The organism is Mycobacterium sp. UM_Kg27, assembly GCF_000972905.1.
GTDB lineage: Bacteria > Actinomycetota > Actinomycetes > Mycobacteriales > Mycobacteriaceae > Mycobacterium.
The window spans coordinates 1-24685 of sequence record NZ_JRMM01000055.1 but is presented as its reverse complement, the minus strand read 5'-3'; the positions used below and the strand labels follow the sequence as shown (position 1 = coordinate 24685).

General features: G+C 66.6%; 25 protein-coding genes and 1 riboswitch. Of the genes, 10 read left to right on the top strand and 15 right to left on the bottom strand.

The window, feature by feature from the left end:
- Nucleotides 1-1232 precede the first annotated feature (1232 nt).
- Nucleotides 1233-1544, top strand: coding sequence for a hypothetical protein (locus tag LI94_RS22290; protein ID WP_046301183.1), 312 nt, complete (start codon nt 1233-1235; stop codon nt 1542-1544).
- Between the two features lie 1074 nt (nt 1545-2618).
- Here LI94_RS22290 and LI94_RS10815 read toward each other — a convergent pair.
- The 5 genes from LI94_RS10815 to LI94_RS10795 all read right to left on the bottom strand — a co-directional run bounded on the left by LI94_RS10815 (nt 2619) and on the right by LI94_RS10795 (nt 7104).
- Complete coding sequence (locus LI94_RS10815) at nt 2619-4130, bottom strand: recombinase family protein (protein WP_239651200.1); 1512 nt, start codon at nt 4128-4130, stop codon at nt 2619-2621.
- The gene (locus LI94_RS10810) at nt 4012-5049 is read right to left on the bottom strand and encodes a glutathione S-transferase C-terminal domain-containing protein (protein ID WP_239651199.1); all 1038 of its coding nucleotides are present in this window, start codon (nt 5047-5049) and stop codon (nt 4012-4014) included. Before LI94_RS10810 ends, LI94_RS10815 begins: the two co-directional genes overlap by 119 nt.
- Nucleotides 5050-5179: 130 nt before the next feature.
- On the bottom strand, nt 5180-5830 hold the full coding sequence (locus tag LI94_RS10805; RefSeq protein WP_046301181.1) for a sterol desaturase family protein: 651 nt from the start codon (nt 5828-5830) through the stop codon (nt 5180-5182).
- The gene (locus LI94_RS10800) at nt 5827-6549 is read right to left on the bottom strand and encodes a GntR family transcriptional regulator (protein WP_046301180.1); all 723 of its coding nucleotides are present in this window, start codon (nt 6547-6549) and stop codon (nt 5827-5829) included. Before LI94_RS10800 ends, LI94_RS10805 begins: the two co-directional genes overlap by 4 nt.
- Nucleotides 6550-6690: 141 nt before the next feature.
- Complete coding sequence (locus tag LI94_RS10795) at nt 6691-7104, bottom strand: cold-shock protein (RefSeq protein WP_024443970.1); 414 nt, start codon at nt 7102-7104, stop codon at nt 6691-6693.
- Nucleotides 7105-7445: 341 nt separating this feature from the next.
- On the opposite strand from LI94_RS10795, the gene moaA reads away from it, so the two are divergent.
- The 3 genes from moaA to LI94_RS10780 all read left to right on the top strand — a co-directional run bounded on the left by moaA (nt 7446) and on the right by LI94_RS10780 (nt 10288).
- Entirely contained in the window at nt 7446-8459 is a 1014-nt protein-coding gene (gene moaA, locus LI94_RS10790) for a GTP 3',8-cyclase MoaA (protein WP_046301185.1), read from the top strand.
- Between the two features lie 3 nt (nt 8460-8462).
- Nucleotides 8463-8744 carry a MoaD/ThiS family protein gene (locus tag LI94_RS10785; protein WP_046301179.1) on the top strand — a complete coding sequence of 94 codons (282 nt, stop codon included), beginning with the start codon at nt 8463-8465 and terminating at the stop codon, nt 8742-8744.
- A 414-nt stretch (nt 8745-9158) separates the two neighbouring features.
- Nucleotides 9159-9334, top strand: a riboswitch (cyclic di-AMP (ydaO/yuaA leader).
- A 9-nt stretch (nt 9335-9343) separates the two neighbouring features.
- Entirely contained in the window at nt 9344-10288 is a 945-nt protein-coding gene (locus LI94_RS10780; RefSeq protein WP_046301178.1) for a transglycosylase family protein, read from the top strand.
- A 62-nt stretch (nt 10289-10350) separates the two neighbouring features.
- Here the strand turns inward: LI94_RS10780 and LI94_RS10775 are convergent, their stop codons facing one another.
- The 4 genes from LI94_RS10775 to LI94_RS10760 are packed head-to-tail and all read right to left on the bottom strand — an operon-like array spanning nt 10351 to nt 11933.
- The gene (locus tag LI94_RS10775; protein ID WP_036458814.1) at nt 10351-10788 is read right to left on the bottom strand and encodes a molybdenum cofactor biosynthesis protein MoaE; all 438 of its coding nucleotides are present in this window, start codon (nt 10786-10788) and stop codon (nt 10351-10353) included.
- Entirely contained in the window at nt 10785-11264 is a 480-nt protein-coding gene (locus LI94_RS10770; protein ID WP_024443965.1) for a MogA/MoaB family molybdenum cofactor biosynthesis protein, read from the bottom strand. The genes LI94_RS10775 and LI94_RS10770 overlap by 4 nt, the downstream gene beginning before the upstream one ends.
- Nucleotides 11261-11734 (bottom strand): cyclic pyranopterin monophosphate synthase MoaC, encoded by a 474-nt coding sequence (gene moaC / locus LI94_RS10765; RefSeq protein WP_024443964.1) that lies wholly within the window; start codon nt 11732-11734, stop codon nt 11261-11263. Before moaC ends, LI94_RS10770 begins: the two co-directional genes overlap by 4 nt.
- A 10-nt stretch (nt 11735-11744) precedes the next feature.
- Nucleotides 11745-11933, bottom strand: a complete 189-nt coding sequence (locus LI94_RS10760; RefSeq protein ID WP_024443963.1) for a hypothetical protein — start codon at nt 11931-11933, stop codon at nt 11745-11747.
- A gap of 62 nt (nt 11934-11995) precedes the next feature.
- On the opposite strand from LI94_RS10760, the gene LI94_RS10755 reads away from it, so the two are divergent.
- The 3 genes from LI94_RS10755 to LI94_RS10745 are packed head-to-tail and all read left to right on the top strand — an operon-like array spanning nt 11996 to nt 16470.
- On the top strand, nt 11996-14317 hold the full coding sequence (locus LI94_RS10755) for a helicase-associated domain-containing protein (protein WP_046301177.1): 2322 nt from the start codon (nt 11996-11998) through the stop codon (nt 14315-14317).
- A gap of 39 nt (nt 14318-14356) precedes the next feature.
- Entirely contained in the window at nt 14357-16009 is a 1653-nt protein-coding gene (locus LI94_RS10750) for a DNA repair helicase XPB (protein WP_024443961.1), read from the top strand.
- Between the two features lie 35 nt (nt 16010-16044).
- The gene (locus tag LI94_RS10745; protein ID WP_024443960.1) at nt 16045-16470 is read left to right on the top strand and encodes a pyridoxamine 5'-phosphate oxidase family protein; all 426 of its coding nucleotides are present in this window, start codon (nt 16045-16047) and stop codon (nt 16468-16470) included.
- A gap of 15 nt (nt 16471-16485) precedes the next feature.
- On the opposite strand, the gene LI94_RS10740 is transcribed toward LI94_RS10745, so the two are convergent.
- The 3 genes from LI94_RS10740 to LI94_RS10730 are packed head-to-tail and all read right to left on the bottom strand — an operon-like array spanning nt 16486 to nt 20142.
- Nucleotides 16486-16770 (bottom strand): hypothetical protein, encoded by a 285-nt coding sequence (locus LI94_RS10740; protein ID WP_024443959.1) that lies wholly within the window; start codon nt 16768-16770, stop codon nt 16486-16488.
- Nucleotides 16771-16782: 12 nt separating this feature from the next.
- On the bottom strand, nt 16783-18915 hold the full coding sequence (locus LI94_RS10735) for a 3-hydroxyacyl-CoA dehydrogenase NAD-binding domain-containing protein (protein WP_046301176.1): 2133 nt from the start codon (nt 18913-18915) through the stop codon (nt 16783-16785).
- Nucleotides 18916-18930: 15 nt separating this feature from the next.
- The gene (locus LI94_RS10730; protein ID WP_024443957.1) at nt 18931-20142 is read right to left on the bottom strand and encodes an acetyl-CoA C-acetyltransferase; all 1212 of its coding nucleotides are present in this window, start codon (nt 20140-20142) and stop codon (nt 18931-18933) included.
- Nucleotides 20143-20330: 188 nt separating this feature from the next.
- Here LI94_RS10730 and LI94_RS10725 point away from each other — a divergent pair, with 188 nt between their 5' ends.
- Nucleotides 20331-21521: a pyridoxal phosphate-dependent aminotransferase gene (locus tag LI94_RS10725; RefSeq protein ID WP_036458831.1), complete on the top strand. Its 1191-nt coding sequence runs from the start codon at nt 20331-20333 to the stop codon at nt 21519-21521.
- On the opposite strand, the gene LI94_RS10720 is transcribed toward LI94_RS10725, so the two are convergent.
- Nucleotides 21508-21960, bottom strand: a complete 453-nt coding sequence (locus tag LI94_RS10720) for an SRPBCC family protein (protein ID WP_024443955.1) — start codon at nt 21958-21960, stop codon at nt 21508-21510. The genes LI94_RS10725 and LI94_RS10720 overlap by 14 nt on opposite strands.
- Nucleotides 21961-22015: 55 nt before the next feature.
- Entirely contained in the window at nt 22016-22459 is a 444-nt protein-coding gene (locus LI94_RS10715; RefSeq protein ID WP_024443954.1) for an SRPBCC family protein, read from the bottom strand.
- A 94-nt stretch (nt 22460-22553) separates the two neighbouring features.
- Between LI94_RS10715 and LI94_RS10710 the strand changes: the two genes are divergently transcribed.
- Nucleotides 22554-22886 carry a DUF732 domain-containing protein gene (locus LI94_RS10710; RefSeq protein ID WP_231384361.1) on the top strand — a complete coding sequence of 111 codons (333 nt, stop codon included), beginning with the start codon at nt 22554-22556 and terminating at the stop codon, nt 22884-22886.
- 3 nt (nt 22887-22889) lie between these two features.
- Here LI94_RS10710 and LI94_RS23770 read toward each other — a convergent pair whose 3' ends face one another.
- Nucleotides 22890-23696 (bottom strand): hypothetical protein, encoded by an 807-nt coding sequence (locus LI94_RS23770; protein WP_052739916.1) that lies wholly within the window; start codon nt 23694-23696, stop codon nt 22890-22892.
- A gap of 314 nt (nt 23697-24010) precedes the next feature.
- On the opposite strand from LI94_RS23770, the gene LI94_RS10700 reads away from it, so the two are divergent.
- A complete protein-coding gene (locus tag LI94_RS10700) occupies nt 24011-24448 on the top strand; it encodes a DUF5994 family protein (protein ID WP_046301175.1) in 438 nt (145 codons plus the stop codon).
- The last annotated feature ends 237 nt before the right edge of the window (nt 24449-24685 follow it).

The window sequence follows — 24685 nt, the reverse complement described above, 5'->3', positions numbered from 1 at the left end:
CTCGAAGCTCAGCGGGATACCTGCTTGCACGTCCCATAACTCGAATCCTCCCAAGATCGGGAGTCTCCGGACTTACCGGGACGGCTCACGGTTCCCCCCGTACTGCCCGGTTCGTCTACACAATTAAGCGGTCGTAGCGTGCCGCGCCTACCAAGGGTTTTTAGTGTCGTAGCACCGATCCTCAGAGCTGAGTTTCCCGACTGCCAAGTGGTGTCGTGGGTACCTAACGTCAATCATCGAACGTTCCCGCTGATCCAATTGCGCAGATCCGGCGGTGTCCGTCACCGTACCGAACCAACGCTGTTGGGCACTCCGATTGTCGAGCTGACCGTCCACTCCAAGGACGGGCTACCCGAGGCTGAAGAACTCTACGAGGATGTGCTGGAAGTTCTCTACGACGTGGTGCGGCGTCAGATCGTGACGCCCGCCGGTTACCTGCATTCGATCTTTGAGCGGTCGGGCAGCACTCAGGTCAGTTCCCCGTTCCAGGATGCGTGGGCAGTCCAGGGTCTAGTGCAGTTTGGGGTTCGTCCTCCACGTACCCGCGTACTGCTTAGCCCTGCGGCCTAGCCCTCGCACTGGCAGGTCAGCCAGTGCCTTGTGTGGTCGTCGGGGTAGAGGGTGTCTCGTGTGTTTGCTAGTGCCCCTCGCCTGTGCAGTGTGGCCGCTGCGCTCTTGCTGCGTCACCGCACTGCGTGCGGGCAGCACGTCAGAGTATTAGCAGGTCAGAGGGGTGGGGGTATCACCCCTCCCCCCGCATCCCGACCGGGCCGTTATGCGGCGACGACATCCTGTGTGGTTTAAAACGTCGTTGCCGATGATTCCGAGTGTTTGCTGGCTTACCCCGGTCTCTTCTAGCGATCTGCCGTTTGGCTTTATCAAGTTTAGGTAGTGGTGGGTTGGAGTATGTTTGCCAGTCAAGATCGGGAGGACATTCCCGCGAGTCCCAGTGCTGCAAACTCTTTGACCCCAAGGGAAAGCAAACTTCTTTGCTTTCTCCCATCATGGGTGAAAAGACACTTTTGTCTTTTCTCCCATCATGGGTAAACGCCCAAACGATTGCCGCCCGCTTCCACTCGGACGCGGTGACCAGCTCGATTTTCATTTTTTGGACTAGATATTCTCTGATTTCCGCTAGGCAGCTCTGTAGCTGTCGAAGCAAGGGTGTAGGTCAAACCGACCGTGCGCCGCTGGTAGTGAGTTTTTAGCTACCTATTTTTCACAACTAAAAGATGGGAGAAACCGTGCTTAATTGCTTGCGTAAACCTCGCGGTTTAGAAACCGCCGGATCGAATCTGTGGACTCGGATTACCGCTGAGTTCGAAATGGATTCTGAGCCTCATAAGGTTGCAATCTTAGAGGCTGCTTGTAGGACTGCTGATGATATCGCACGGTTTGAAAAGGCCGCTGCCGATGAGCCGTTGTGCGTTAAAGGCAGCGCCAACCAGCTTGTCATTCACCCACTCCGCAGCGAGATTAGGTTTTCGCGCGGACTGTTGAGTCAGCTTATGGCTCGCCTCAATTTTGAAGAACAGGAATTGTAGTGGCAGGTAGTTTACCTAAAACACGTAGACGTAGCAGGTCGCCGGTAAAGCAGGTGGACCTGCCGGACAATTTGAAGTCGTTTGACGCTTGGATGTACCCGAACGGTCTCCACGAGTACATGCAGGCTTTAAGCCAGGTTGTCGGTGGCAACCAACGTTTGACGCCGATTATGAACCACGCCGGTTTGAGTGCTGCGGATTGGTTCCGTAAGGCTCTATCCGTTTTGAAGTGATTTCAGGTGTTCGTTACTCAAAGTCTGAGACACCTGGTTGTGATGTTTGTTGGCAGCGGTATCCGTACGATTCCCCGTCTTTGTTTTTGCGAAGCTGTATGCCGCCTATCGCGGCTAGCCGCTGAACTTCGGGCGATTCAGCTACGGCGGTGGGTAGCTCATCCTTTGGGTATGCCTGGACACTCCGTGCTGTTTCCACGTCGGCATCTGTAGCGTCTGGCAGTTCCCCAACTGTTGTCGGCCATTGTTCGTCCATGTCCTGAGGTTAGCGTGATGTCACCCGACTCGATGCCTCGTTCAATGTCTTCAGCGGGGAGACGGGATAGCTCGTAGAGTGCGTCAATGCTGGGTGGCAGATCGTTTGAGTTCAAACGATCTGAAATCTCACTGCTGGCTATGTCCATAAACTTCCGGGCATACCCGTCTTTAATCCCGATCTGTTGGAGCATCGGCGCTTACAGGGAACCTGTTGCGCTCGGCGTCGGCAGATCGTTCCCGTGGGAACGATTGCCTAGTGGCAGCCACTCCCCGTGGATTATCTCGCAGAACATCCACCGCAGGCATCTGACAACGGCCTAACGTGCTGCTGTGGCGCTGGACTCCACCGGAGTCCGCGCTTGAGCGCCGGCAATCTTCGATTGCCTAGCAGCTGTGGAGTATGAGCGGGTCTACGCGGAGCAGGCTAGGAAGCGCCAATCTATAGCGGGGGCGCTTAAGGAAAATTTTCCTGAAGCTACCGAAACCGGGCAGGCATCCGACGAAGCCGGCGAACTTCTTAACGTCTCTGGCCGATCCGTCCGCGATGCCAGGTTCATGGCCGTGGTTCGTCCGGTGTTGAGTATCAGCACTCAATAACTTTGCTTGCGTTGTTAGCAATCCCGAGTTTGCGGCGCTCCGCTGCTGCGCGATCTTCCAGTGCGGCAAGTAGTTCCACACCGGTAGGACCGTCGCCTAGCGCTTTGTCCAGGTCGGTATACGGCTCGTAGTCATCCCGCCGCCGTACGGTCAGTCTCATCCCGGCGTCCACCAGCATCGTGCGTTTCTCTTCTAGGGTGGCTGTAGGCCACACCTGGCCGTAGGTTTCATCGGTTTCGATATCGACCCAACCGGCCTTTACGACCGGCACTTGCGCCAGCGCATCACGCCTGGTGATCAGAGCAGACATCTGCGAACGGAACATCACCTGATCGGCATCCGTGGTGAACAGACCTAGCGCACGGTCCTCTCGCAACGCCTCGATGGTCTGGTTGGTCTGCTCTAGCTCGACTGACACGTCGGAGCCGTCTCGCCATACGCGTGTGGTGATCCGCCGGTCGGCGTGGACGTGGAGGAAAGCAGTTTCTACCACCTGCTCCGCGTCGTCGGCGTTCACCAGAACGCCAGGGCACGGCCTCGGCGTGGCTATACACACGTAGTAGCGAGTTCGACCACGCTTCGATAGTTGCCGCATGTTTTTGCCGCAGATACCGCACTTCGCTACGCCTAACAGCGGGTTGACCGAGTGCCGCCGCTCGCGTGGTGCTTGCGACCGCTGCGCTAGTTCGGATTGGATACGCTGCCAGGTCTCGGGGTCGAACGACGGCACCGGGCAAACAAGCACCGGTTGCCCCTCGGAGTCGAGTACGGGCTTGCCCTTGGCGGTCTTAATCCCTTGGGTAGCGGGGTTGCTCAAGATGCTCTTGAGTCCTACCGATGTCCACTTGGTGCCACGCGCCGACTCGCCTCTACGGATGCGCGAGTGGTCCTGCGGGCTGGCGGTGTCGGAGCTGTTGAGGTCAGCAACTATTCCGGTGAGCGATCCACCGGCAAGGAACTTCGCCGCTATGTCGTGTAGCACCTGCTGGGCTGTTGCGTCATGGCCGAGTGCTTTGCCGCCCTCGGGGCGGTCCACTACTTCGAAACCGTACGGCGGGATGCCGTACGCCCACCGTGGTTGATGCCGGTATTGAGTAACCCGGTCTCGGGCACGCTGGACGAACCGCTGGCCCTCAATCTCTGCGAATACCGACGCCAAGATCAGGAACACCTTGGACATAGCACCGGCGAAAGCGTCCTGCTCAGTCTCAGAGTGGAAGTAGTCCAACCTGATGCCGTCGTCCACCAGTACCAGAATCTTGTGATGTTCCTTGCACCACTCAGCCAGCTTTACGCAATCGTTGGCCGACCGGAACACACGGTCGGTCTTGCTGAAGATCAGCGCGTCCCAATCGTCGGCCCGGTCACCGAGCCAGACCTTAAGGTCGGGGCGGTCCCATGGTGACCTCTTGATGGCTGACACGTCCAGGTCTTCGAACGTCCCGACCACGGTCCAACCTTGTGACTCGGCGTACCCCGTGCCCTTGGTGCGCTGCATGATCTGGGATTCTTTGCCGTCGTTGAAGCTGGACACGCGAGCGCCGACAATGGCGCGGACACCGGTTGACCCCATGACTACGGAGTGTATAGTAGTGCTGTTTGATCTGCACGAAGTCGGTGGTGTCGCCGAACCCGGGCGTTTGGAATAGATCCCGGGCGTAGGCCCACAGCACCGGCATCTCGGACAGCTTCTGCCGGTTGCATTTGAAATGTCCGTGATAGACCGGGTCGAACCGGGCCAAGGTGGTGAACAGTCGCACGTCGGCCTCGGTGATGGTGTCCCCGACCAGGTATCGCTGATCGGCCAGACGGACGCTGATCCAGTCCAGCGCGGTGAACAGTCGGTCGTAGGCGGCGTCGTAGGCCTCTTGGGTGCCGGCGAAGCCGCACCGGTAGACCCCGTTGTTGACCTCGGTGTAGATCCGCGCGGCCACCTCATCGATCTCCTCGCGCAGCGGTTCGGGGTACAGCTGCGGCGCCCCGTCGCGGTGATAGGCCGTCCACTCGGTGGAGAAGTCCAGGGTCATCTGGGCGAAGTCGTTGGTCACCACCGCCCCGGTGGGCACGTCGACCATCGCGGGAACGGTGATCCCCTTGGGATAGTCCGGGATGCGTTTGAAGTACGCGTCTTGCAGCCGTGGGATCTGCAGCACCGGGTCCACGCCACCGGGGTCCAGATCGAAGGTCCAGCTGCGCTGATCGTGGGTGGGTCCGCAAAACCCTATGGAGATAACCTTTTCCAGTCCGAGCAGCCGCCGCACGATGATGGTGCGATTGGCCCACGGGCAGGCCCGCGCGACGATCAGACGGTATCGGCCCGGTTCGACGGGATACCCATCACGGCCGTCGGCGGTGATCCGGGGGGAGATGTAGTTGGTGTCGCGTGTGAAGTCGCCGCCGGCGAGGTAGCTGGCCATGACTACCAGAGTGCCACGTTCGGGCGATGCAGACGGCCCGCAGCGCCCGGCTGCCCAGTCCGGCTCACACCGGACTGTGCTGTGCCCAGGAGGTGCTCTCCCGGGCCGCGGCCGCCGGCGGCCCGGCCGGTCAGCCGGTTGCCGTCGGTGCGTGCAGGTTTCGTACCGTCGGCGAAGATTCCACCGTCCGCGGATCGGGGTAGGTGCCCAGCAGTCGATCGGCGGTGCCGGAGCTGGTCACGGTGAACCAGTAGTTCTCGTTCTTGAAGTGGTGGAACCGGTGGTTGCGCCACACGGCGCGGTAGATCGCATGGCGGGGCTTGTAATCGGTGTGGACCAGGTAGTGAATCCATTCGTAGAACACCAGGAAAGTCGCGATGGTGCCGACGAACGTCAGGCCTTTTCCGGTGTCGCTGAACGCGAGCAACACCAGCGGCGTCAGTGCGATGATCCCGATCAGGCTGGGCCACGGAATGAAGATCAGCGGGATGTCACGCGGGTCGCGGTGATGCCGCCGATGGTCACGGGCCAGCCGGGAGTCGATCGTGACGCCCGCCAGAGTGCGCGGACGCCAGTGCAGGATTCCGGTGTGGATCAACCACTCTCCCACCGGCGAAAAGGCAACGAGCGCAACGGCGATGACCGCGTCACCTACCGACCAGCCGCCCACCGTCAGGCGAGCTGCCCACAGTGCGCCCGCCCAGGTGATGAGCATCCACGGGGTGGGGTGCCGGACAAACTCAGCGAAGGCCTCACCCAGCGTCAGCTGCTTGCGGGTCATTGCCGACCCTCCAACTGGTCGGCGAGCGCGCTGAACGCGGCGCTGCCCAGCTCCAACATCGCCGCAGCAGCCAGCCGCGCGGCATCCGCGTCCGCGGCGGCGACGGCATCGGAAAGCGCTCGGTAGTGCTCGATATCGTTGACCTCGGCGGCCATCACGTTGACGAGCGCGTCGAGCGCGGGCACGTACGCCTGGTTCAGCGTGTTGAACAGCAGCCGAAACGCGATGGAGTCGGCGCTGTCCACGATGAGCTCCCAGAAGCCCAGAGCGCGCCACATCCGTTGCACGGGTTCTGATTCGACTTCCAACTCGTCCACCATGGCGCGCAGCCGGGTGCGGGCGTCGTCGGTGGCGCGGGCCGCGGCAAGCGCAGCCACCTGAGGACCGATGATGGCGCGGGCCTCGACCAGGCTGGCCAAGGTGGCGCGGTCGACGTCGCCGCCGTGCACGAGCAGCAACGGCAACACGTCGAACCCGGCCTCGACACGGAAGTCGCGCACCACTGTGGAACCGCCCTGGCGGACCTGGATGAGGCGCGCCCGGTCTAGACGGCCCAGCGCCTCGCGGACCGCGGCACGCGATACGCCGAGCGCCTCGGACAGGGTTCGCTCACTCGGCAGGGTGTCGCCGGGGGTCCGGTCACCGGAGAGCACCTGGCCGGCGAGTTGGGCGAAGATCTCGTCCGGGATCGATTGCCGGGTGATCGGCTTGAGGGTCATACCGCGCAGCCTAGCACCAAATTGGCCGGAGGTCTGGTGGTCAGACCAGTTGGCTTGGCGACGGGAGGTCACTGCTGCGTTTTCGCTACTCAGTCAGCGACGACCGCCACCCGCGGCGGGATCGTCAGCACCGGCCCGGGCTCAGGCGTCGAGCTCGCGCGCCACTGCCTTGACCACCTCGGAGATCTGCCGAGCGGTCTTGCGGTCGGGGTATTTGCCCTTGCGCAGCTCCGGCTGCACAGTGCCTTCCAGCAGGGTGATCATGTCCTCGACCATGCCGTGCAGCTCGTCGGGGGTGTGCCGGTGCTCGACAGCCGGCGCCGCCTCGCGTCGGGTCCGCGACAGGCTCGGCGGGGGGTCGATCAGCTTCACCGTCAGCGCCTGCGGCCCGCGACGTCCGGCGGCGACGCCGAACTCGACCCGCTGGCCTGCCTTGAGACCCTCCACGCCATCCGGCAGGGCCGAGGAGCGGACGTAGACGTCCTCACCTTCTTCCTGGGACAGGAAGCCGAAGCCCTTCGCGGCGTCGTACCACTTCACCTTGCCGGTCGGCACTGGTCTCACCTGCTTGTCTTGCTTGATGACGTATGTAAGGACATAAAGGAAGCGTCCCGCCTGCGCAGGACGCGTCAGCAGCCGATCCTACTCGGACGGAGACTCGCAAAACACCCAGGTTTCCTCGGTAGGCTGGTGCAGCCGCTAGAGGAGACAAGGACCGGACACCGAAGTCGATGTGGTCGCTCCCCGGCCGACCGAATCGGATTACGGATATGACGTTGAGGCAAGCGGGTCTGCGCACACCGCCACCGCATGCGGATGCTGCCGACGCGGACCACCAGGAGGCGGCCCGGAAGGCCGCCTTCCACGAAGCCGTGGAGCGCGCCGTCGCCGCGCAGATGCCGACCACCGGGCCGCTGGTGGACACCTTCGGGCGAGTGCACACAGATCTGCGGATATCGCTGACTGACCGCTGCAACCTGCGCTGTACCTACTGCATGCCGGCCGAGGGGCTGGACTGGATCCCCAGCCAGCACCTGCTGAGCGACGATGAACTGATTCGGCTGATGCGGATCGGCGTGGAGCACCTCGGCATCACCGACATCCGGTTCACCGGAGGCGAGCCGCTGCTGGCCCGCCATCTGGAAGGCGTGGTGGCCGGCGCCGCGGCCCTGCGCCCGCGGCCCGAGATCGCCTTGACCACCAACGGTCTGGGTCTGGCACGCCGGGCCGGCGCCCTGGTAGCCGCGGGACTGGACCGCATCAACGTGTCGCTGGACACCGTCGACCGCGCCCACTTCGCCGAGATCACCCGGCGTGACCGCCTGCCCGACGTGCTCGCCGGCCTGGGCGCGGCCGCACAGGCCGGGATGCGGCCGATCAAGGTCAATGCCGTGCTGGCTCCCAAGGTCACCGGCGACGACATCATCAACCTGCTGCGCTTCTGCCTGCTGCACGGCTACCACCTGCGGGTTATCGAAATGATGCCGTTGGACGCCGACCACAACTGGAACCGTGACGCCGGGCTCAGCGTCGAGCAACTGCTGGACAGGGTGCAGGCCCAGTTCACGCTGCGGCCCGATCCGAAGCCGCGCGGCTCCGCCCCAGCCGAACTCTGGCTGGTTGACGAGGGTCCGGAGACACCGGCGGGCACGTTCGGGATCATCGCTTCGGTTTCGCGGCCGTTCTGCGGAGACTGCGACCGGACCCGACTCACCGCCGACGGCCAGATTCGCAACTGCCTGTTCGCCACCGAGGAGCATGACTTGCGCGCCCTACTGCGAGACGGTTCCGATGACCACGCCATCGAGCAGGCGTGGCGGGCCGCGATGTGGACCAAGAAGGCCGGCCATGGCATCAACGATCCGGATTTCATCCAGCCGGACCGCCCGATGAGCGCGATCGGCGGCTGATCCATGACTCATCAGACCGATGTCACCGGTACCGGCGTCGCGGTGACGGTCCGCTACTTCGCCGCGGCGCGGGCCGCCGCCGGAGCCGAATCGGAGACCGTCAACGTGCCCGCCGGGGGCGGAGTGGCTGCCTTAACGCAAGCCCTCGCTGCCCGTAACGAACGGCTGGCGGCGGTGCTGAGTCGGTGCTCCTACTTGCGCGACGGGGTCGCGGTGCGCGACCAGGAGGCAGCGTTGCGGCCCGGCGAAACGGTGGACGTACTGCCGCCGTTCGCCGGCGGATAGCGAGGCTCGACGCAGGAGAGACGACGCTGGACCGCCGAATCAGACCCGGCGGTTAGCGAAGCTCGACGCAGGAGAGACGACGCTGGACCGCCGAATCAGACCCGGCGGTTAGCGAGGCTCGACGCAGGAGAGACGACGCTGGACCGCCGAATCAGACCCGGCGGAGAGCATGATCTGCGTCACATAACGAATTGATTACGAGCCGACAACAGCTTGATGGAGCAGGCTTTGACCTGCACAAACGCTAGTGATTCCTGGTGGTTTGGGAAGAAGCGGCGAGGAAAACACCCGGGAGCACCCTGGGTGACTCAGCGGGTAAGAGCGGTTACGGTACATCTCCGGGTGTATCGAAAATCTTCCGATCGATCCACCTTTCTTCACCCGTAGCGCCGAGCTCCATCCAACGGGCGAGGAAAACCACAAATACCTGATGGATGGAGGCGGGGGACCCACCGGGTCCGCCGAGAGCGGCCCTGAGGCCTTAACCGGCCTCTCGGGGTGAAGCCGAGACGCACCGTGTGCGTCAAGGCCGGGCAGTCCCCCCTGTCCGAACCCGACGCTGACCTCGCAGGCGTAGACAGAGAGGAATTCACCACCGTATGAGTGGACGGCATCGCAAGCCCACCCAATCGAACGTCAACATCGCCAAAATCGCTTTCACCGGAGCTGTGATCGGTGGCGGCAGCCTGGCCCTCGCCGGGACCGCAGCCGCGGCTACCGATGACGAGTGGGACCACGTGGCCCGGTGCGAATCCGGCAACAACTGGGGCATCAACACCGGTAACGGCTACCAGGGCGGGCTGCAGTTCTCGCCGAGCACCTGGAGCAGCCACGGTGGTGGCAAGTACGCCCCGTCGGCACACCTGGCCAGCCGCGAACAGCAGATCGCGGTCGCCGAGCACGTGCTGGCAACTCAAGGCCGTGGCGCCTGGCCGGTCTGCGGCCGCGGGCTGTCCGGCGCATCGCAGCGCGAGGTTCCGGCAACGCCGCCGGCCGACGCCCCGATCGACAACCCGGATGTCAACGGCGAGACCGTGGCCATGGACAACCCGATGGCTCCCCCGCCCGCCCCCGAGCCCGCACCGTGGTGGGCTCCGCAGGCACCCGAGGCTCCGGCTCCTGAGGAAGGCGCCGCACCGGCGGCTCCCGCAGGCTGGATGCCCCCGGCTCCCGAGGCTCCGGCACCCGAAGCACCGGCACCCGAGGCCCCGGCCCCGATCGCCGAGGACCTGCCGCCCGCTCCCGAGGCTCCCGCTCCGGAGGCCCCCGCACCGGAGGCCCCGGCACCCGAGGCCCCGGCCCCGATCGCCGAAGATGTCCCGCCGCCGGCCCCCGAGGCCCCGTGGTGGAACCCGGAGGCTCCGGCGCCCGAGGCCCCGGCGCCCGGCGACGAGGTCGCTCCGGCTCCCGGCCAGGACGGCAACCGCCAGGAAGCTGTCTCGGTCGGCTTCCACCAGCAGCTGTGGCAGGCCGTTCGGTCGGAGAACATCAGCGGCAACGACGCGCTGGACGCGTTCGCGCTGCAGCCCAGCCGGGTTATGTAGTCACAAGTTCGTACAAAAAGCGGGGGCCGGATAACCGGCCCCCGCTTTTTGTGTTCACACGATCAGGCCGAGCCGACCCACTCCTCGGTGTCGTCGGCGAAGAACTGGTGCTTCCATACCGGCAGCCGCGCCTTGATGGTGTCCACCAGCAACGCGCAGGCCTCGAAGGCTTCTCGGCGGTGATCGGCCGCCACGGCGGCCACCAGGGCGGCGTCACCGATGTGCAGCGCGCCGACCCGGTGGCTGGCGGCCAGCGCACGGACCCCTGCGGCCTGCGCGGCAACCTCGGCCAGCACTTCGGCCATCACCTGCTGCGCCGACGGGTGCGCGGAGTACTCCAGCCGGGTCACCTGCTGGCCGTGGTCGTGGTCGCGGATCATGCCGACGAATCCGACGATCGCCCCCGCGGCCCGGTGGCCTACCAGCTCCTCGTGTTCGGACAGCACGATGGGTTGCTCGGTGATCGCGGCCCGCAGAACCACCGCGGCGGAGGCGGTCATCGGTGGTCTCCGCCGGCGAGCTGGTCCAAGGCGTGATCCAGGACGTCGGCAAGCACGCCAAGCCCGTCACGCACCCCGCCGGACGACCCGGGCAGGTTGACCACCAGGCTGCGGCCGGCCACCCCGCACAGGCCACGAGACAGCACCGAGGTCGGCACCTTCGGCAGCCCGGACCGGCGAATCGCATCGGCGAGGCCGGGGATCTCGTAATCGAGCACCGTACGCGTCTGCGCCGGGGTGTCGTCCGTCGGTGAAATACCGGTTCCCCCGGAGGTGATGATCACGTCCGTCCCGTCGGCCACCGCGGCGCGCAGAGCGGCGCCGACCGGCTCGCCGTCCGGCACGACCTCCGGCTGCACGTCGGCGAAGCCGCGCTGCACCAGCCAGTCGGCGATGACCGGCCCGGTGCGGTCGGTGTACTCCCCGACCGATGCTCGGGTGGACGCGATGATGACGCGGGCGGTCCGGGCGCTCACGAGCGCTCCCAGGCGCCGGTACGGCCGCCGTCCTTGCTCAGCACCCGGATGTTGTCGATGACGGCGGCGCGGTCGACGGCCTTGATCATGTCGTAGAGGGTCAGGGCCGCCACGCTGACCGCGGTCAGTGCTTCCATCTCCACACCGGTGCGGTCCGTGGTGCGTACCGAGGCGGTGATGTCGATCTGTGACTCGCCGATGGTGAAGTCCACGTCGACGCCGGTCAGAGCCAGTTGGTGGCAGAGCGGAATCAGATCGCTGGTGCGTTTGGCGGCCATGATGCCCGCCACCCGGGCGGTGGCCAACGCGTCGCCCTTGGGCAGTCCGCCGGCCGAGATCAGCTGGATCACTTCGGCGGTGGTGCGCAGCACCCCGCCGGCGACCGCAACACGCTTGGTGGTCGCCTTGGCGCTGACGTCGACCATGTGGGCCGCACCCCGGTCGTCGAGATGTGAGAGCGGCCCGGTCATAGCGTCACCGCTACCGGTTGACGACGGTGACCGGATGCAGGTAGGGCAGCTCCTCGGACGGCAGCGGGAACACGAGGTCCCCGAACGGCGACAGTGCGCCAGTCCGATCGGTGCGCAGCTCGCTGACGGCCGGTTCGCCGTCGGTCTTCGGCCAACCGTTGTCGACGTACCGGTTCTTGTTGTCCTGGTTTCCAGCCACGGCACCATTCTGACAGGTCGCGATCGACGACGTTCACCGGTTGGGCCTTACGCTGGTCGTCGATGACCGAACGCGCCCGGGGTGTCCCACTGGGGTCGTGGCTGGCCGAGCTGCCCGACGAGGATCTGATCCGGCTTCTGAAGCTACGGCCCGACCTCGCCCAACCCCCGCCGGGCAGTATCGCCGCCCTGGCCGCGCGGGCCCAGGCTCGCCAGTCGGTTCGGGCTGCCACCGATGAGCTGGATTTTCTGCGGCTTGCCCTCCTCGATGCGCTGCTGGAATTGCATGCCGACGGCACCGGGGTGCCGGTCGCCGATCTGCTGGCCCTGATCGGCGCGCGCGCCCCCGCCGACGCGGTGGCCGAGGCACTGGCCGACCTGATCGAGCGGGGGCTGTGTTGGGGTTCGACAGAACCGAACGGAGTGTTGCGCGTGGTCGCCGAGGCGGGCGCGGGCCTGCCCTGGCATCCGGGTCAGGTGACCCGGGAAGAACCGGCGCAGGACGATGCGCACTTCGCTGCACTGCACGGCGCCGTCGACGATCTGGACGCACCGCAACGTGACCTGCTGGACAAGTTGCTGACCGGCTCCCCGATCGGGCGCACCCGCGACGCCGCCCCCGACGCACCCCCGGAGCGTCCGGTGCCCCGGCTGCTGGCGGCCGGCCTGCTGCGCCGCATCGACGACGAGACGGTGATCCTGCCGCGGCTCGTCGGGCAGATCCTGCGGGGCGAACAGCCGGGCCCGGTCGCGTTGCACGCGCCCGACCCTGTGGTGTCGCAGACCACCGCGGCCGATGTCGACGCGGCGGCGGCCGGCTCGGTGATCGACGTGTTGCGTGAACTCGACGTGATCCTGGCCAATCTGGGCGAAACGCCGGTGCCGGAGCTGCGCAGCGGCGGGCTGGGCGTGCGCGAGGTCAAGCGACTGGCCAAGACCACCGGGGTCGACGAGATCCGGCTGGGCCTGTTACTGGAGGTCGCGGCGACCGCCCGCCTGATCGCGGCCGACTTTCCCGATCCGGCGCGCGTCGATCAACGAGACTGGCCCGACGCCGACGGCCCGTACTGGGCGCCGACGGTGCTCGCCGACCGGTTCGCCGAGCAGTCCACCGCGGAACGCTGGCATCTGCTGGCCGCCACCTGGCTGGATCTGCCGGCCCGGCCGGGTCTGATCGGCAGCCGCGGCGCCGACGGCAAACCCCGGGCCGCGCTGTCCACCCCGCTGTTCTCCACCGCCGCCCCGCTGGATCGCCGGCTGCTGCTGGGCATGCTCGCCGAGCTGCCCGCGGGCGCCGGGGTTGACGCGGTGACCGCGTCGCAGGCGCTGATCTGGCGCCGGCCGCGTTGGGCCAGCCGGCTGCAGCCCGGCCCGGTGGGCGAGCTGCTCGACGAGGCGCACGCGCTGGGTGTGCTGGGCCGCGGCGCGCTGAGCTCTCCGGGACGGATCCTGCTGGCCGCCGGCGCCGACGGCGCTACGTCCGACGCCGATGATGCCGCCGCGGTGGCCGCCATGGCCAAGGCGTTGCCCGAGCCGATCGACCACTTCTTGGTGCAGGCCGACCTGACCGTGGTGGTGCCGGGCCCGCTGAAACGTGATCTCGCCGAGGAGCTGGCCGTCGTCGCGACCGTGGAATCGGCCGGCGCCGCAATGGTCTACCGGGTCTCCGAACAGACCATCCGGTCCGCCTTGGACGTGGGCCGCACCGGTGCCGGGCTGCGGGCGTTCTTCGAGAAGCACTCCAAGACTCCCGTGCCGCAAGGACTCAGCTATCTGATCGACGACGTCGCGCGCCGGCACGGGCAGCTGCGGATCGGGTTGGCGGCCTCCTTCGTGCGGTGCGAGGATCCCGCGCTGCTGGCCCAGGCGGTCGCCGTTCCGGCCGCCGAGGCGCTGGGGCTGCGGATGCTGGCCCCGACGGTGGCCGTGGCGCAGGCTCCGCTTCCCGACGTGTTGGCGGCGCTGCGCGACGCCGGTTTCGCCCCGGCCGCCGAGGATGCCACCGGAACGATCGTCGACATCCGGCCGCGCGGGTTGCGGGTGCACACCCCCGCGGAGCGTCGCGGGCACCGGCAGCACGCCGGTCCTGGCGAGGACAGCTTGACCGCGCTGGTCCGGGTGCTGCGCACGGTGACGTCGGCGCCGTTCGACAACATCCGGCTGGACCCGGTGACCGCGATGATCATGCTCAAGCGCGCCGCGCTGGAGCGAGCCACGGTGATGATCGGCTACGTCGACGCCGCCGGGGTGGCCACCCAGCGCGAAGTGGCCCCCACCCAAGTGCTGGGTGGGCGGCTGGTGGCGTTCGATTCCACGTCGGGGCAGATGAAAGATTTCGCGATCCACCGCATCACGTCGGTGTCGTCGGCGGGCGAAGACGCCTAGCGCTGAGCGAGGTGTCAGAGCTCTCCGGATAATGGGCGCATGAGCACCGACGGGCCGCTGATCGTCCAATCCGACAAGACCGTGCTGCTCGAGGTCGACCACGAACAGGCCGGTTCGGCGCGCGCTGCCATCGCGCCGTTCGCCGAACTCGAACGCGCCCCGGAGCATATCCACACCTACCGCATCACCCCGCTGGCGTTGTGGAACGCCCGCGCCGCCGGCCACGACGCCGAGCAGGTGGTCGACGCCTTGGTCAGCCATTCCCGGTACGCGGTGCCGCAGCCGCTGCTGGTCGACATCGTCGACACCATGGCGCGCTACGGGCGCCTGCAGCTGGTGAAGAGCCCGGTGCACGGCCTGACCCTGGTCAGCCTGGATCGCGCGGTGCTCGAGGAGGTGCTGCGCAACAAGAAGATCGCTCCGATGCTCGGCGCCCGCATCGACGACGACACCGTCGTGGTGCATCCCAGCGAGCGCGGCCGGGTCAAGCAGATGCTGCTCAAGATCGGGTGGCCGGCGGAGGATCTGGCGGGGTATGTCGACGGCGAGGCCCATCCGATCGACCTGGATCAGGACGGCTGGCAGCTGCGCGACTACCAGGAGATGGCCGCCGACTCGTTCTGGTCGGGTGGTTCGGGGGTGGTGGTGTTGCCCTGCGGTGCCGGCAAGACATTGGTCGGCGCGGCGGCGATGGCAAAGGCCAAGGCCACCACGCTGATCCTGGTCACCAACACCGTCGCGGGCCGGCAGTGGAAACGCGAACTGGTGGCGCGCACGTCGCTGACCGAAGAGGAGATCGGCGAGTATTCCGGTGAGCGCAAGGAGATCCGGCCGGTCACCATCGCCACCTATCAGGTGATCACCCGGCGCACCAAGGGCGAGTACCGGCACCTGGAACTGTTCGACAGTCGCGACTGGGGGCTGATCATCTACGACGAGGTGCACCTGCTGCCCGCGCCGGTGTTCCGGATGACCGCCGATCTGCAGTCCCGCCGCCGCCTCGGATTGACTGCGACGCTGATCCGCGAGGACGGCCGCGAAGGTGACGTGTTCTCGCTGATCGGGCCCAAGCGGTACGACGCACCGTGGAAGGACATCGAGGCGCAGGGCTGGATCGCCCCGGCCGAATGCATCGAGGTGCGGGTCACCATGACCGAGAGCGAGCGGATGAGCTACGCCGTCGCCGAACCCGAGGAGCGCTACAAGTTGTGCTCGACGGTGCACTCCAAGATCGCGGTGGTGCGCTCGATCCTCAAGCAGCATCCCGGCGAGCAGACCCTAGTGATCGGCGCCTATCTGGACCAGCTCGAAGAACTCGGCGAGCAGCTGAACGCGCCGGTGATCCAGGGATCGACGCGTACCGCCGAGCGCGAGAAGCTGTTCGACGCCTTCCGCCGGGGTGAGATCTCCACCCTGGTGGTCTCCAAGGTGGCCAACTTCTCCATCGACTTGCCCGAAGCCTCAGTGGCCGTGCAGGTCTCGGGCACCTTCGGATCGCGCCAGGAGGAGGCCCAGCGGCTGGGCCGGCTGTTGCGGCCCAAAGCCGATGGCGGCGGCGCGGTGTTCTATTCGGTGGTCGCTCGCGACAGTCTGGACGCCGAATACGCCGCACACCGGCAGCGGTTCCTGGCCGAGCAGGGCTACGGCTACATCATCCGCGACGCCGACGACCTGCTCGGTCCGGCGATCTGAGGAATCCCACGCCGATCGCGGCTAGCCTCGAAAACATGGCACTGTCCAAAGACGAACGCGAACAGTTTCTGGCCGAGCCCCACATCGCGGCGCTGTCGGTGAACGCCGGCGCCGGCCGGGGTCCGTTGACGGTGCCGATCTGGTATCAGTACGAACCCGGCGGGGAGCCCTGGGTGTTGACCGGGGCCGACTCGCGCAAGACGCAGCTCATCGAGGCCGCCGGCTGCTTCTCGCTCATGGTGGAGCGCACCGAGCCGACCGTGCGCTACGTCGCCGTCGACGGTGCCGTCAGCCGCATCGAGCCCGGCACCGACGACCAACACGCCGAGCTGGCCCACCGCTACCTTCCCCCCGACCGGGCCGAGAAGTTCCTCGAGTACGTACGGACCGAACTGGGCGAGTACGTGGCCATCTATCTGCGTCCCCAGCATTGGATTTCAGCCGACATGGGGGCGATCTGAGCCCGATTTCGCGGCTCAGCGCGCGCAGACGTCGGCGGGCAACAGCAGCAGCACCGGCCACAGCGCCACCGAGGTCACCGTCGCCACCTCGTAGACGCTGGACGGTGGTATGCCGTACTGCCGCTCGGCTTGGGCTTGGAGGCGTTCGACGCCGTCGGGGTGTAAGAACAGCCACACCACGCCGGCGATCACATAGACCAGGCCGAGCCACAGCGCCGACTCGATCAGCGCCCCAACGCTCACCCGGCGGTCGAGGAAACGCAGAATCCCCCGAAACCACGGGGCTTCGGGGGATTCCACGTTGTCACCTGATTACAGCAGCGATGCCGGCGGGTTGAACCGGTCGCCGTAGGTGGCGGCCAGTTCCTTGGCCCGCGCCACGAAGGCGGCCTTGCCGCCGGGGTAGCCGGTGATGAACTGCGCGGTGCCACCGGTCCAGGCCGGGAACCCGATGCCCATGATCGCGCCGATGTTGGCATCGGCGGTCGAGGTCAGCACGCCCTCGTCGAAGCACTTCTGGGTTTCCAGCACCTCGGCGAAGAGCATCCGGTCGATCATGTCCTGCAGCGGCGGGGTGGAGCTGCCCGAGTTGAACGTTTCCCGCAGGCCCGGCCACAGACCGCTGCGCTTGCCGTCGACGTACTCGTAGAAGCCGGCGCCCTTCAGCCGCGACGGACGACCGATCTCGATCATCTTGTCGACGACCTCTTCGTTGCGGGTCCGCTCCAAGGTGCCACCGGCCGCCTCGACACCCTCGCGGGTGGCGATGGCGATCTTCTGCATCAGCTCCAGGTTGAGCTCGTCGCAGAGCTGCAGCGGGGCCGCAGGGTAGCCGGCCTGCAGACCGGCCTGCTCGATGCTGGCCGGCTCCACGCCCTCGCCGAGCATCATCAGCGCCTCATTGACGAAGGTGCCGATCACCCGCGAGGTGTAGAAGCCGCGGCTGTCGTTGACCACGATCGGGGTCTTCTTGATCGCCAGCACATAGTCGAACACCCGGGCCAGCGCCTCGTCGGAGGTCTTCTCGCCCTTGATGATCTCCACCAGCGGCATCTTGTCGACCGGGGAGAAGAAGTGGATCCCGATGAAGTCCTCCTGGCGCTTCACGCCGGTCGCCAGACCGGTGATCGGCAGCGTGGAGGTGTTCGATCCCAGCAGCGCATTGGGCTCGACGATGTCCTCGATCTCCTGGAACACCTTGTGCTTGAGGTCCTGGCTCTCGAACACGGCCTCGATCACGAAGTCGACGCCGGCCAGGTCCTGCGGGTCGGCGGTCGGGGTGATCTTGTCCAGCAACGCCTGCGACTTCTCGGCGGTGGTGCGACCCCGCTCGAGCGCCTTGGCTTCCAGCTTCTCCGAGTAGCCCTTACCGCGCTGGGCCGCCTCGAGGGAGACGTCCTTGAGCACCACGTCGTAGCCGGCCTTGGCCGACACGTAGGCGATGCCGGCGCCCATCATTCCGGCACCAAGCACACCGATCTTGCGGATCGGGGTCTGCGCGATGCCCTCGGGCCGGCTGCCGCCGCCGTTGATGTGCTGCAGGTCGAAGAAGAACGCCTGGATCATGTTCTTGGCGACGTTGCCGGTGACCAGCGAGATGAAGTAGCGGGTCTCGATGCGGCTGGCGGTGTCGAAGTCCACCTGCGCGCCCTCGATCGCGGCGGCCAGGATCGCCCGCGGCGCGGGCATGTTGGCCCCCTTGACCTGCTTGCGCAGCAGGGCCGGGAACGACGGCAAGATCGCCGCCAGCGCCGGGCTGGCCGGGGTACCGCCGGGCATCTTGTAGCCCTTGGCATCCCACGGCTGCACACCGGCGTCGGGGTTGGCCTTGATCCACGCCTTGGCGGCGGGCACCAGCTCCTCGACGGTGGGCAGCACCTCGTCGACCAGGCCGATCTCCTTGGCCTTGGCCGGCTTGAAGCGGGTGCCTTGGGCCAGCACGTTCATGAAGGCGTTCTGGATGCCCAGCATGCGCACCGTGCGGGCGACACCGCCGCCGCCGGGCAGCAGGCCCAGGGTGACCTCGGGCAGGCCGAGCTGGCTGCCCTTGGCGTCGGCCGCGATCCTCCTGTGACACGCCAGCGCGATCTCCAGGCCACCGCCGAGAGCGGCGCCGTTGATAGCGGCCACGACCGGCTTGCCGAGGGTCTCCAAGGCGCGCAGGTCGGCCTTGATGCCCTCGCACTGGTCGAAGACGGCCTGAGCGTCGGCCGGACCGACGTGGATCATCGCCTTGAGGTCACCGCCGGCGAAGAAGGTCTTCTTCGCGCTGGTGACGACTACACCGGTGACCGAATCCTTCTCCTCGATCAGGCGCTGCACCGCGTTGTGCATGGACTCGCGGTAGTGCTCATTCATGACGTTGGCCGACCCGGTCGGGTCATCCAGGGTCAGCGTGACGATGCCGTCGGCGTCCTTGTCCCACTTGATGGTGTTCTCTGCCATTTTTTACAAACCCTCTCAGACGCGCTCGATGATGGTGGCCACGCCCATGCCGCCGCCGATGCACAGCGTGATCAGGGCACGCTTGGCACCGCGACGCTCAAGCTCGTCGACCATGGTTCCGGTGATCATGGCGCCGGTGGCGCCCAGCGGGTGACCCATCGCGATGGCGCCACCGTTGACGTTGAGCTTCTCGTTGGGGATGTTGAGGTCCTTCTGGAACTTCAGCACCACCGAGGCGAACGCCTCGTTGAGCTCGAACAGGTCGATGTCATCGACGGTCAGCCCGGCCCGGTCCAGTGCCTTGACGGTGGCCGGGGTGGGGCCGGTGAGCATGATGGTCGCGTCGGCGCCGGTGGTGGCGGTGGCCACGATGCGGGCGCGCGGGGTCAGGCCCTGCGAAGCGCCGGCCTTCTCGCTACCGATCATCAGCAGGGCGGCACCGTCGACGATGCCGGAGCTGTTGCCGCCGGTGTGGACGTGGTTGATGCCCTCGACCCAGTGGTACTTCTGCAGCGCCACATCGTCGAAGCCGCCCATCGCGCCGATGCCGTCGAAGGCAGTGCGCAGCTTGCCCAGGCCTTCCAGGGTGGTGTCGGGGCGCATGTGCTCGTCGTGGTCCAGGATGAGCAGACCGTTCTGGTCACGCACCGGGATGACGGACTTGGCGAAGTAGCCGCCCGACCAGGCCGCGGCCGCACGCTGCTGGCTCTGCAACGCGTAGTTGTCCACGTCCTCGCGCGAGAAGCCCTCGATGGTGGCGATCAGGTCGGCACCGATGCCCTGCGGGGCGATGTAGTTGTCGTAGGTGAAGGGCACGTCGGAGAACATCGCGCCGCCGTCGGAGCCCATCGGCACCCGGCTCATCGACTCCACCCCGCCGGCCAGCACCAGGTCATCCCAGCCGGAGCGCACCTTCTGCGCGGCGACGTTGACGGCCTCGAGTCCGGAGGCGCAGAACCGGTTGAGCTGCACGCCGCCGACGGTGTCGGGCAGGCCCGCGGCCAGCACCGCGGTGCGGGCGATGTCGCCGCCCTGGTCACCTACGGGCGAGACGCAGCCCAGCACGACGTCGCTGATCAGGCTCTCGTCCAGGTCGGGGTGGCGGGTGCGCAGTTCTTCGATGAGGCCGACGACCAGGCTGATCGGCTTGACCTCGTTCAGCGCGCCGCCGCGCTGCTTGCCGCGCGGGGTGCGAATGGCCTCGTAGATGAAGGCTTCTTCGGACATGGGCGATTCCTCTTCAGTATTGGTATTCGATGCGGATCGACTGCGTCTTGGTCGGAGCGTAGTCCCCGAATTCCCAGCCTAACAGGGTGGCCTATCAACCGGATGGTTGGTCCGTCTGGAGGTCTGTTTCCGGCCGCTCCCCGGACCTCGTCGCCTGCGCTTTAGGCTCGGGTCCCATGACGGCGCGGATGGTCTCACGACTGGAGCCCTATGCCACCACGATCTTCGCCGAGATGTCGGCGCTGGCCGCACGGATCGGCGCGGTCAACCTCGGCCAGGGCTTCCCGGACGAGGACGGGCCGCCGGCCATGCTCGAGGCCGCCCGGGCCGCGATCACCGACGGCGTCAACCAATACCCGCCCGGGCCCGGCATCGCCGCCCTGCGCGAAGCCATCGCCGGGCAGCGCGCCCGCAAGTACGGGATCGACTACGACCCCGACACCGAAGTCCTGGTGACGGTAGGGGCTACCGAGGCCATCGCCGCCGCGGTGCTCGGGCTGGTGGAGCCGGGTTCCGACGTGGTGCTGCTCGAACCGTTCTACGACTCCTATTCCCCGGTGGTCGCCATGGCCGGGGCACGACGGGTCAGCGTGTCACTGGTGCCCGACGGGCGGGGGTTCGCCCTGGATGCCGACGCGTTGCGCCGCGCCATCACCCCGGCGACTCGAGCGCTGATCGTCAACTCACCGCATAATCCGACCGGCACCGTGTTCACCGAGTCCGAATTGGCCGAGATCGCGCGCATCGCGGTGGCCGCCGATCTGCTGGTGATCTCCGACGAGGTCTATGAGCACCTGGTCTTCGCCGGACGGACCCATCGGCCGCTGGCCGCCTTCGACGGAATGGCGGAGCGCACTATCACCATCTCGAGTGCGGCGAAGATGTTCAACTGCACCGGCTGGAAGATCGGGTGGGCGTGCGGACCGGCGGAACTGTTGGCCGGAGTGCGGGCCGCCAAGCAGTACCTGAGCTATGTCAGCGGTGCGCCGTTTCAGCCGGCGGTGGCACTGGCGCTGAACACCGAGGACGCCTGGGTGGCGGCGTTGCGAGCGACCATGCAGGCCCGCCGCGACCGGTTGACCGACGGCCTGCGGCGCATCGGATTCGAGGTGCACGACAGCTTCGGCACCTATTTCCTGTGCGCCGATCCCCGCCCGCTGGGCTATGCCGACAGCACGGCGTTCTGCGCCGAGCTGCCACATCGGGCCGGGGTGGCCGCTATCCCGCTGTCGGCGTTCTGCGTGCCCGGTTCGGAAGCGACCGCCCCCGACGTCTGGAATCACTTGGTGCGCTTCACCTTCGTCAAACGTGAGGACACCATCGACGAGGCGATCCGGCGGCTGGAGACGCTGCGCGACGGGCCCGCTACTGCTCGGTAGTGGCGTCGTCTCCCATGATTTGCTGACGCAGCCGTTCGGTGGCGATGCTCAGCACCAGCCTGCTGGCGCGCCGCACGATGAAGTCCGGGATCGGCCCGGACGGCTCGACGGTGATATCGAAGCGCACCCTCGTGCTGTCGGGACCTTCGCGGGTCAGGGTGTATTCAACGTGCTGGGCGCGCTGCTGGGCCGTCGCCTTGGCATCCCAAACCATCCAGTCCGGACCCCAGTGGTATTCCAGGAGCTCCTTGTCCACCAAGCCCAGAATCTTGATGGTGGCCAGCACGTGATGGGGACGGCCGTCCTCATACTTGTCGAGGACTTCGATCCGCTTGTGCACCGGCGACCACGACGCCAACTCGGACACATCAGCGAGCGCGTCGAGGATTTTCTCCGGCGGCGCGTCAATCACAATTTCCCGCGATGCTCGAACAGCCACTAGATCGAGCCTAACGCCGCGCCCTGCCGGAGGCGGGATTTCATCGCAGGTGGTGTCAGCGACTCTTCTTGAGCTTCAGCACCTGGTCGCGCAGACCGTCGGTGGCGGTCTTCATGCCGCCTTTGAGCGTGCTCTTGAGCAGGAACCCCGGAATCGGGATCGACGGGTCGACGTCCATGTCGAACCGCACCTTGGTCTTGTCACCCTGCGGCGTCAAGGTGTACTTGGCGTCTTGCGCCTTGAGCTGACCGGCCGACACCAGGGTCCAGCCGACGCTGTCGTCGGTCCAGGTGTACTCGACGACCTGCTCATCGGTGAGGCCCGCTGCCTTGATCTTCATCCGCACCCGGCGCGGGCGACCGTCATCGTAGGTGTCGAGCACCTCAGCGCTCTGGTACTGCGGTGACCAGGTCGGAACAGACTCGACGTCGGCGAGAACGTCGAAGATCTCCTCGGCGCTCGCTTCGATGACCACCTCGCGGGAATCCTTGACTGCCATGGCTGGCACCCTAACCAGGCGGGCGGTGATGCGTGGGGATTTGGGCCCTCCGAGAGTCGCCCCCTCGCCGGGCGGCGGTGGCACGATGGAGGTCATGCATGTGACCGTCCGGATTGCCGCTCCCCTGCTGGCCGCCGCGGCACTGACCGCCGCACCGGCCGCCCACGCCGATGACGCGAGCTATCTGGCCCGGGTCAATGCCGCCCCGGTGGCGATCCCGGTCGCCGATCACGTCAAGGTGACCTCCGGGCACTACATCTGCGCCCAGTTGCGGATGTACGGCCACACCGGGACCTACCGCTCCGGCATCTCGCCGGGTGATCTGGTGCGGCAGCTGACCAACACCTTCTATTACAGCCCCGAAGCCGCGGACGTTCAGATCCAGGCGGCGCAGGCCGAGATCTGCCCGGAGACGTTGCGGCCCTGAGGCTTAGCCGAGGCCGAACCCGGCGCCCGGGCCGCCCTTGGCGTTGAGGTCATCGAGGATCGCCTTGAACATCACGATCCCCGGCCCCGACTGGTCCAGCGGCGCGGTCGGGAAGCTTCCGTCGCGGACCATGGAAATCAGCAGATTGTCGATGGTGATCGGCGACCCGTCGTCACCGGGCTTCCACCAATCCTCACCGGCGGTGTCCACGCCGGCAGGCCCCAGCTCGTAGCAGTTGAGGCCGGTGCCGCGGCCGAGCTTGCAGGCCTGCTTGGGGGCAGCAGGTTCTGGGGCAGCAGGTTCTGCGCCGGCGGGTTCCGGGCTCGCCGGTTCTGGGCCCGCGGGTTCGGGGCTCGCGGGCTCTGGGCTCGCGGGCTCTGGGCTCGCGGGCTCTGGGTTGACCGGTTCCGGGGCAGCCGGTTTCGGTTCGACGGGTCCGAGGCCGAAGATCCCAAAGCCCTCGTAGTCGCCGATCGGCTTCACCTTGACCGCGTCGAACTCGATCACCGCGTAACCCAGTCCCTCGTCGGCGGCCACCACCGTGCCCACGGCACCGTGGTCTTCGGCTCCCTCGACGACCACGGACGAACCCGGCCCCCCGCAGTTCGCGGCGGTGAAGCCGATCAGCCGGCCGGCGCTGTCGTGACCCATCGCGGTCAGCGTGCACAGCGTGTCGTCGTGCAGGACGATCGCGGCGCCGCCGCCGAGCTGGATCCTGTCACTTACGGCCGCGGCGGTCGGCAGCCCGGCGGCGGTGAGCAACGCGGCGATGACGATCGAGGACGCGCGTCGAGTCGAGTCACGGTGCACAGCGGGCCAGTCTAGGGGGCTGCACTTATCCGCTATCCGCATTTCGCCTCGCAATCCAGGCTTTTGCCGAACTGTCTCCGAAACGATGCCGGCGGCGTACGGTCGAAGGCGAGCTGCCTCACTTGTCAGCGGTGGTCCACCCAGACTCGACCCGGGCGATCCCGCCGGGCAATTGCGATTCCTCCGCCTACCTGCACCCGCGGGCCAGACGACTCCGACTGTGACGGAACCGCCCGTGGATTGTGAGATTTGGTGCGACACTTAGACATACCCAGCTCCATGGCTGTCGGGAGACCCCAAAGGCGGCGGGAGCAATGATCCACCCGCTCGGCGGCGCACGCCAATCCCGCCCTACCCGGGTCACGGTTGCTCGCGAGCTCGGCCGCGCCATAGACGGTGCCTGGTGGCCGCACGCGGACCGCATCACCAACGAATTGCCGAGCCTGATGGCCATCCTGACTCCCCTGCTCGGAGACATAACCACCATCAACGTCAACTGGCCCGCGCTGCAACGTCCTCCTGACCTGAACTGGCCGGGGTGGGAGGGCAAACGCCAGCACGTCATGACCGTCAGCGGCACGCAGGGCTGCGTCAACCTGCTGGTCATCTCCTACGCGACCCACAGCGCACTCGCCTTGATGGTGATGCGCTGCGCCGCAGGCCTACCGATAGCCGCTGCGGACCGCGACAAACCCGCATGCTTGACGGCGGGATCAGTCTTGCGGCTCGCCAAACAACAACTCCCTGCCTGAGACGACTGACACCGCGGTGTCCCGCCGCTGATGCATCACGCGTTCGTCGCCGGCCCGGGCAGACCGAAGCGAGGTGGCGCCAGGCCGAGACGATCCCGGTGGGCATCTCCCACCGCCGTATCAGGGTGCTGTCGGTGCACCTCGGTACCCTGGAGTGGCTTCATGAGATGCCGTCGCCAAGCTCCGACTGGACGGCACGCCAACCCCACGCTCGTGGGTCTGTCTCTTATACACATC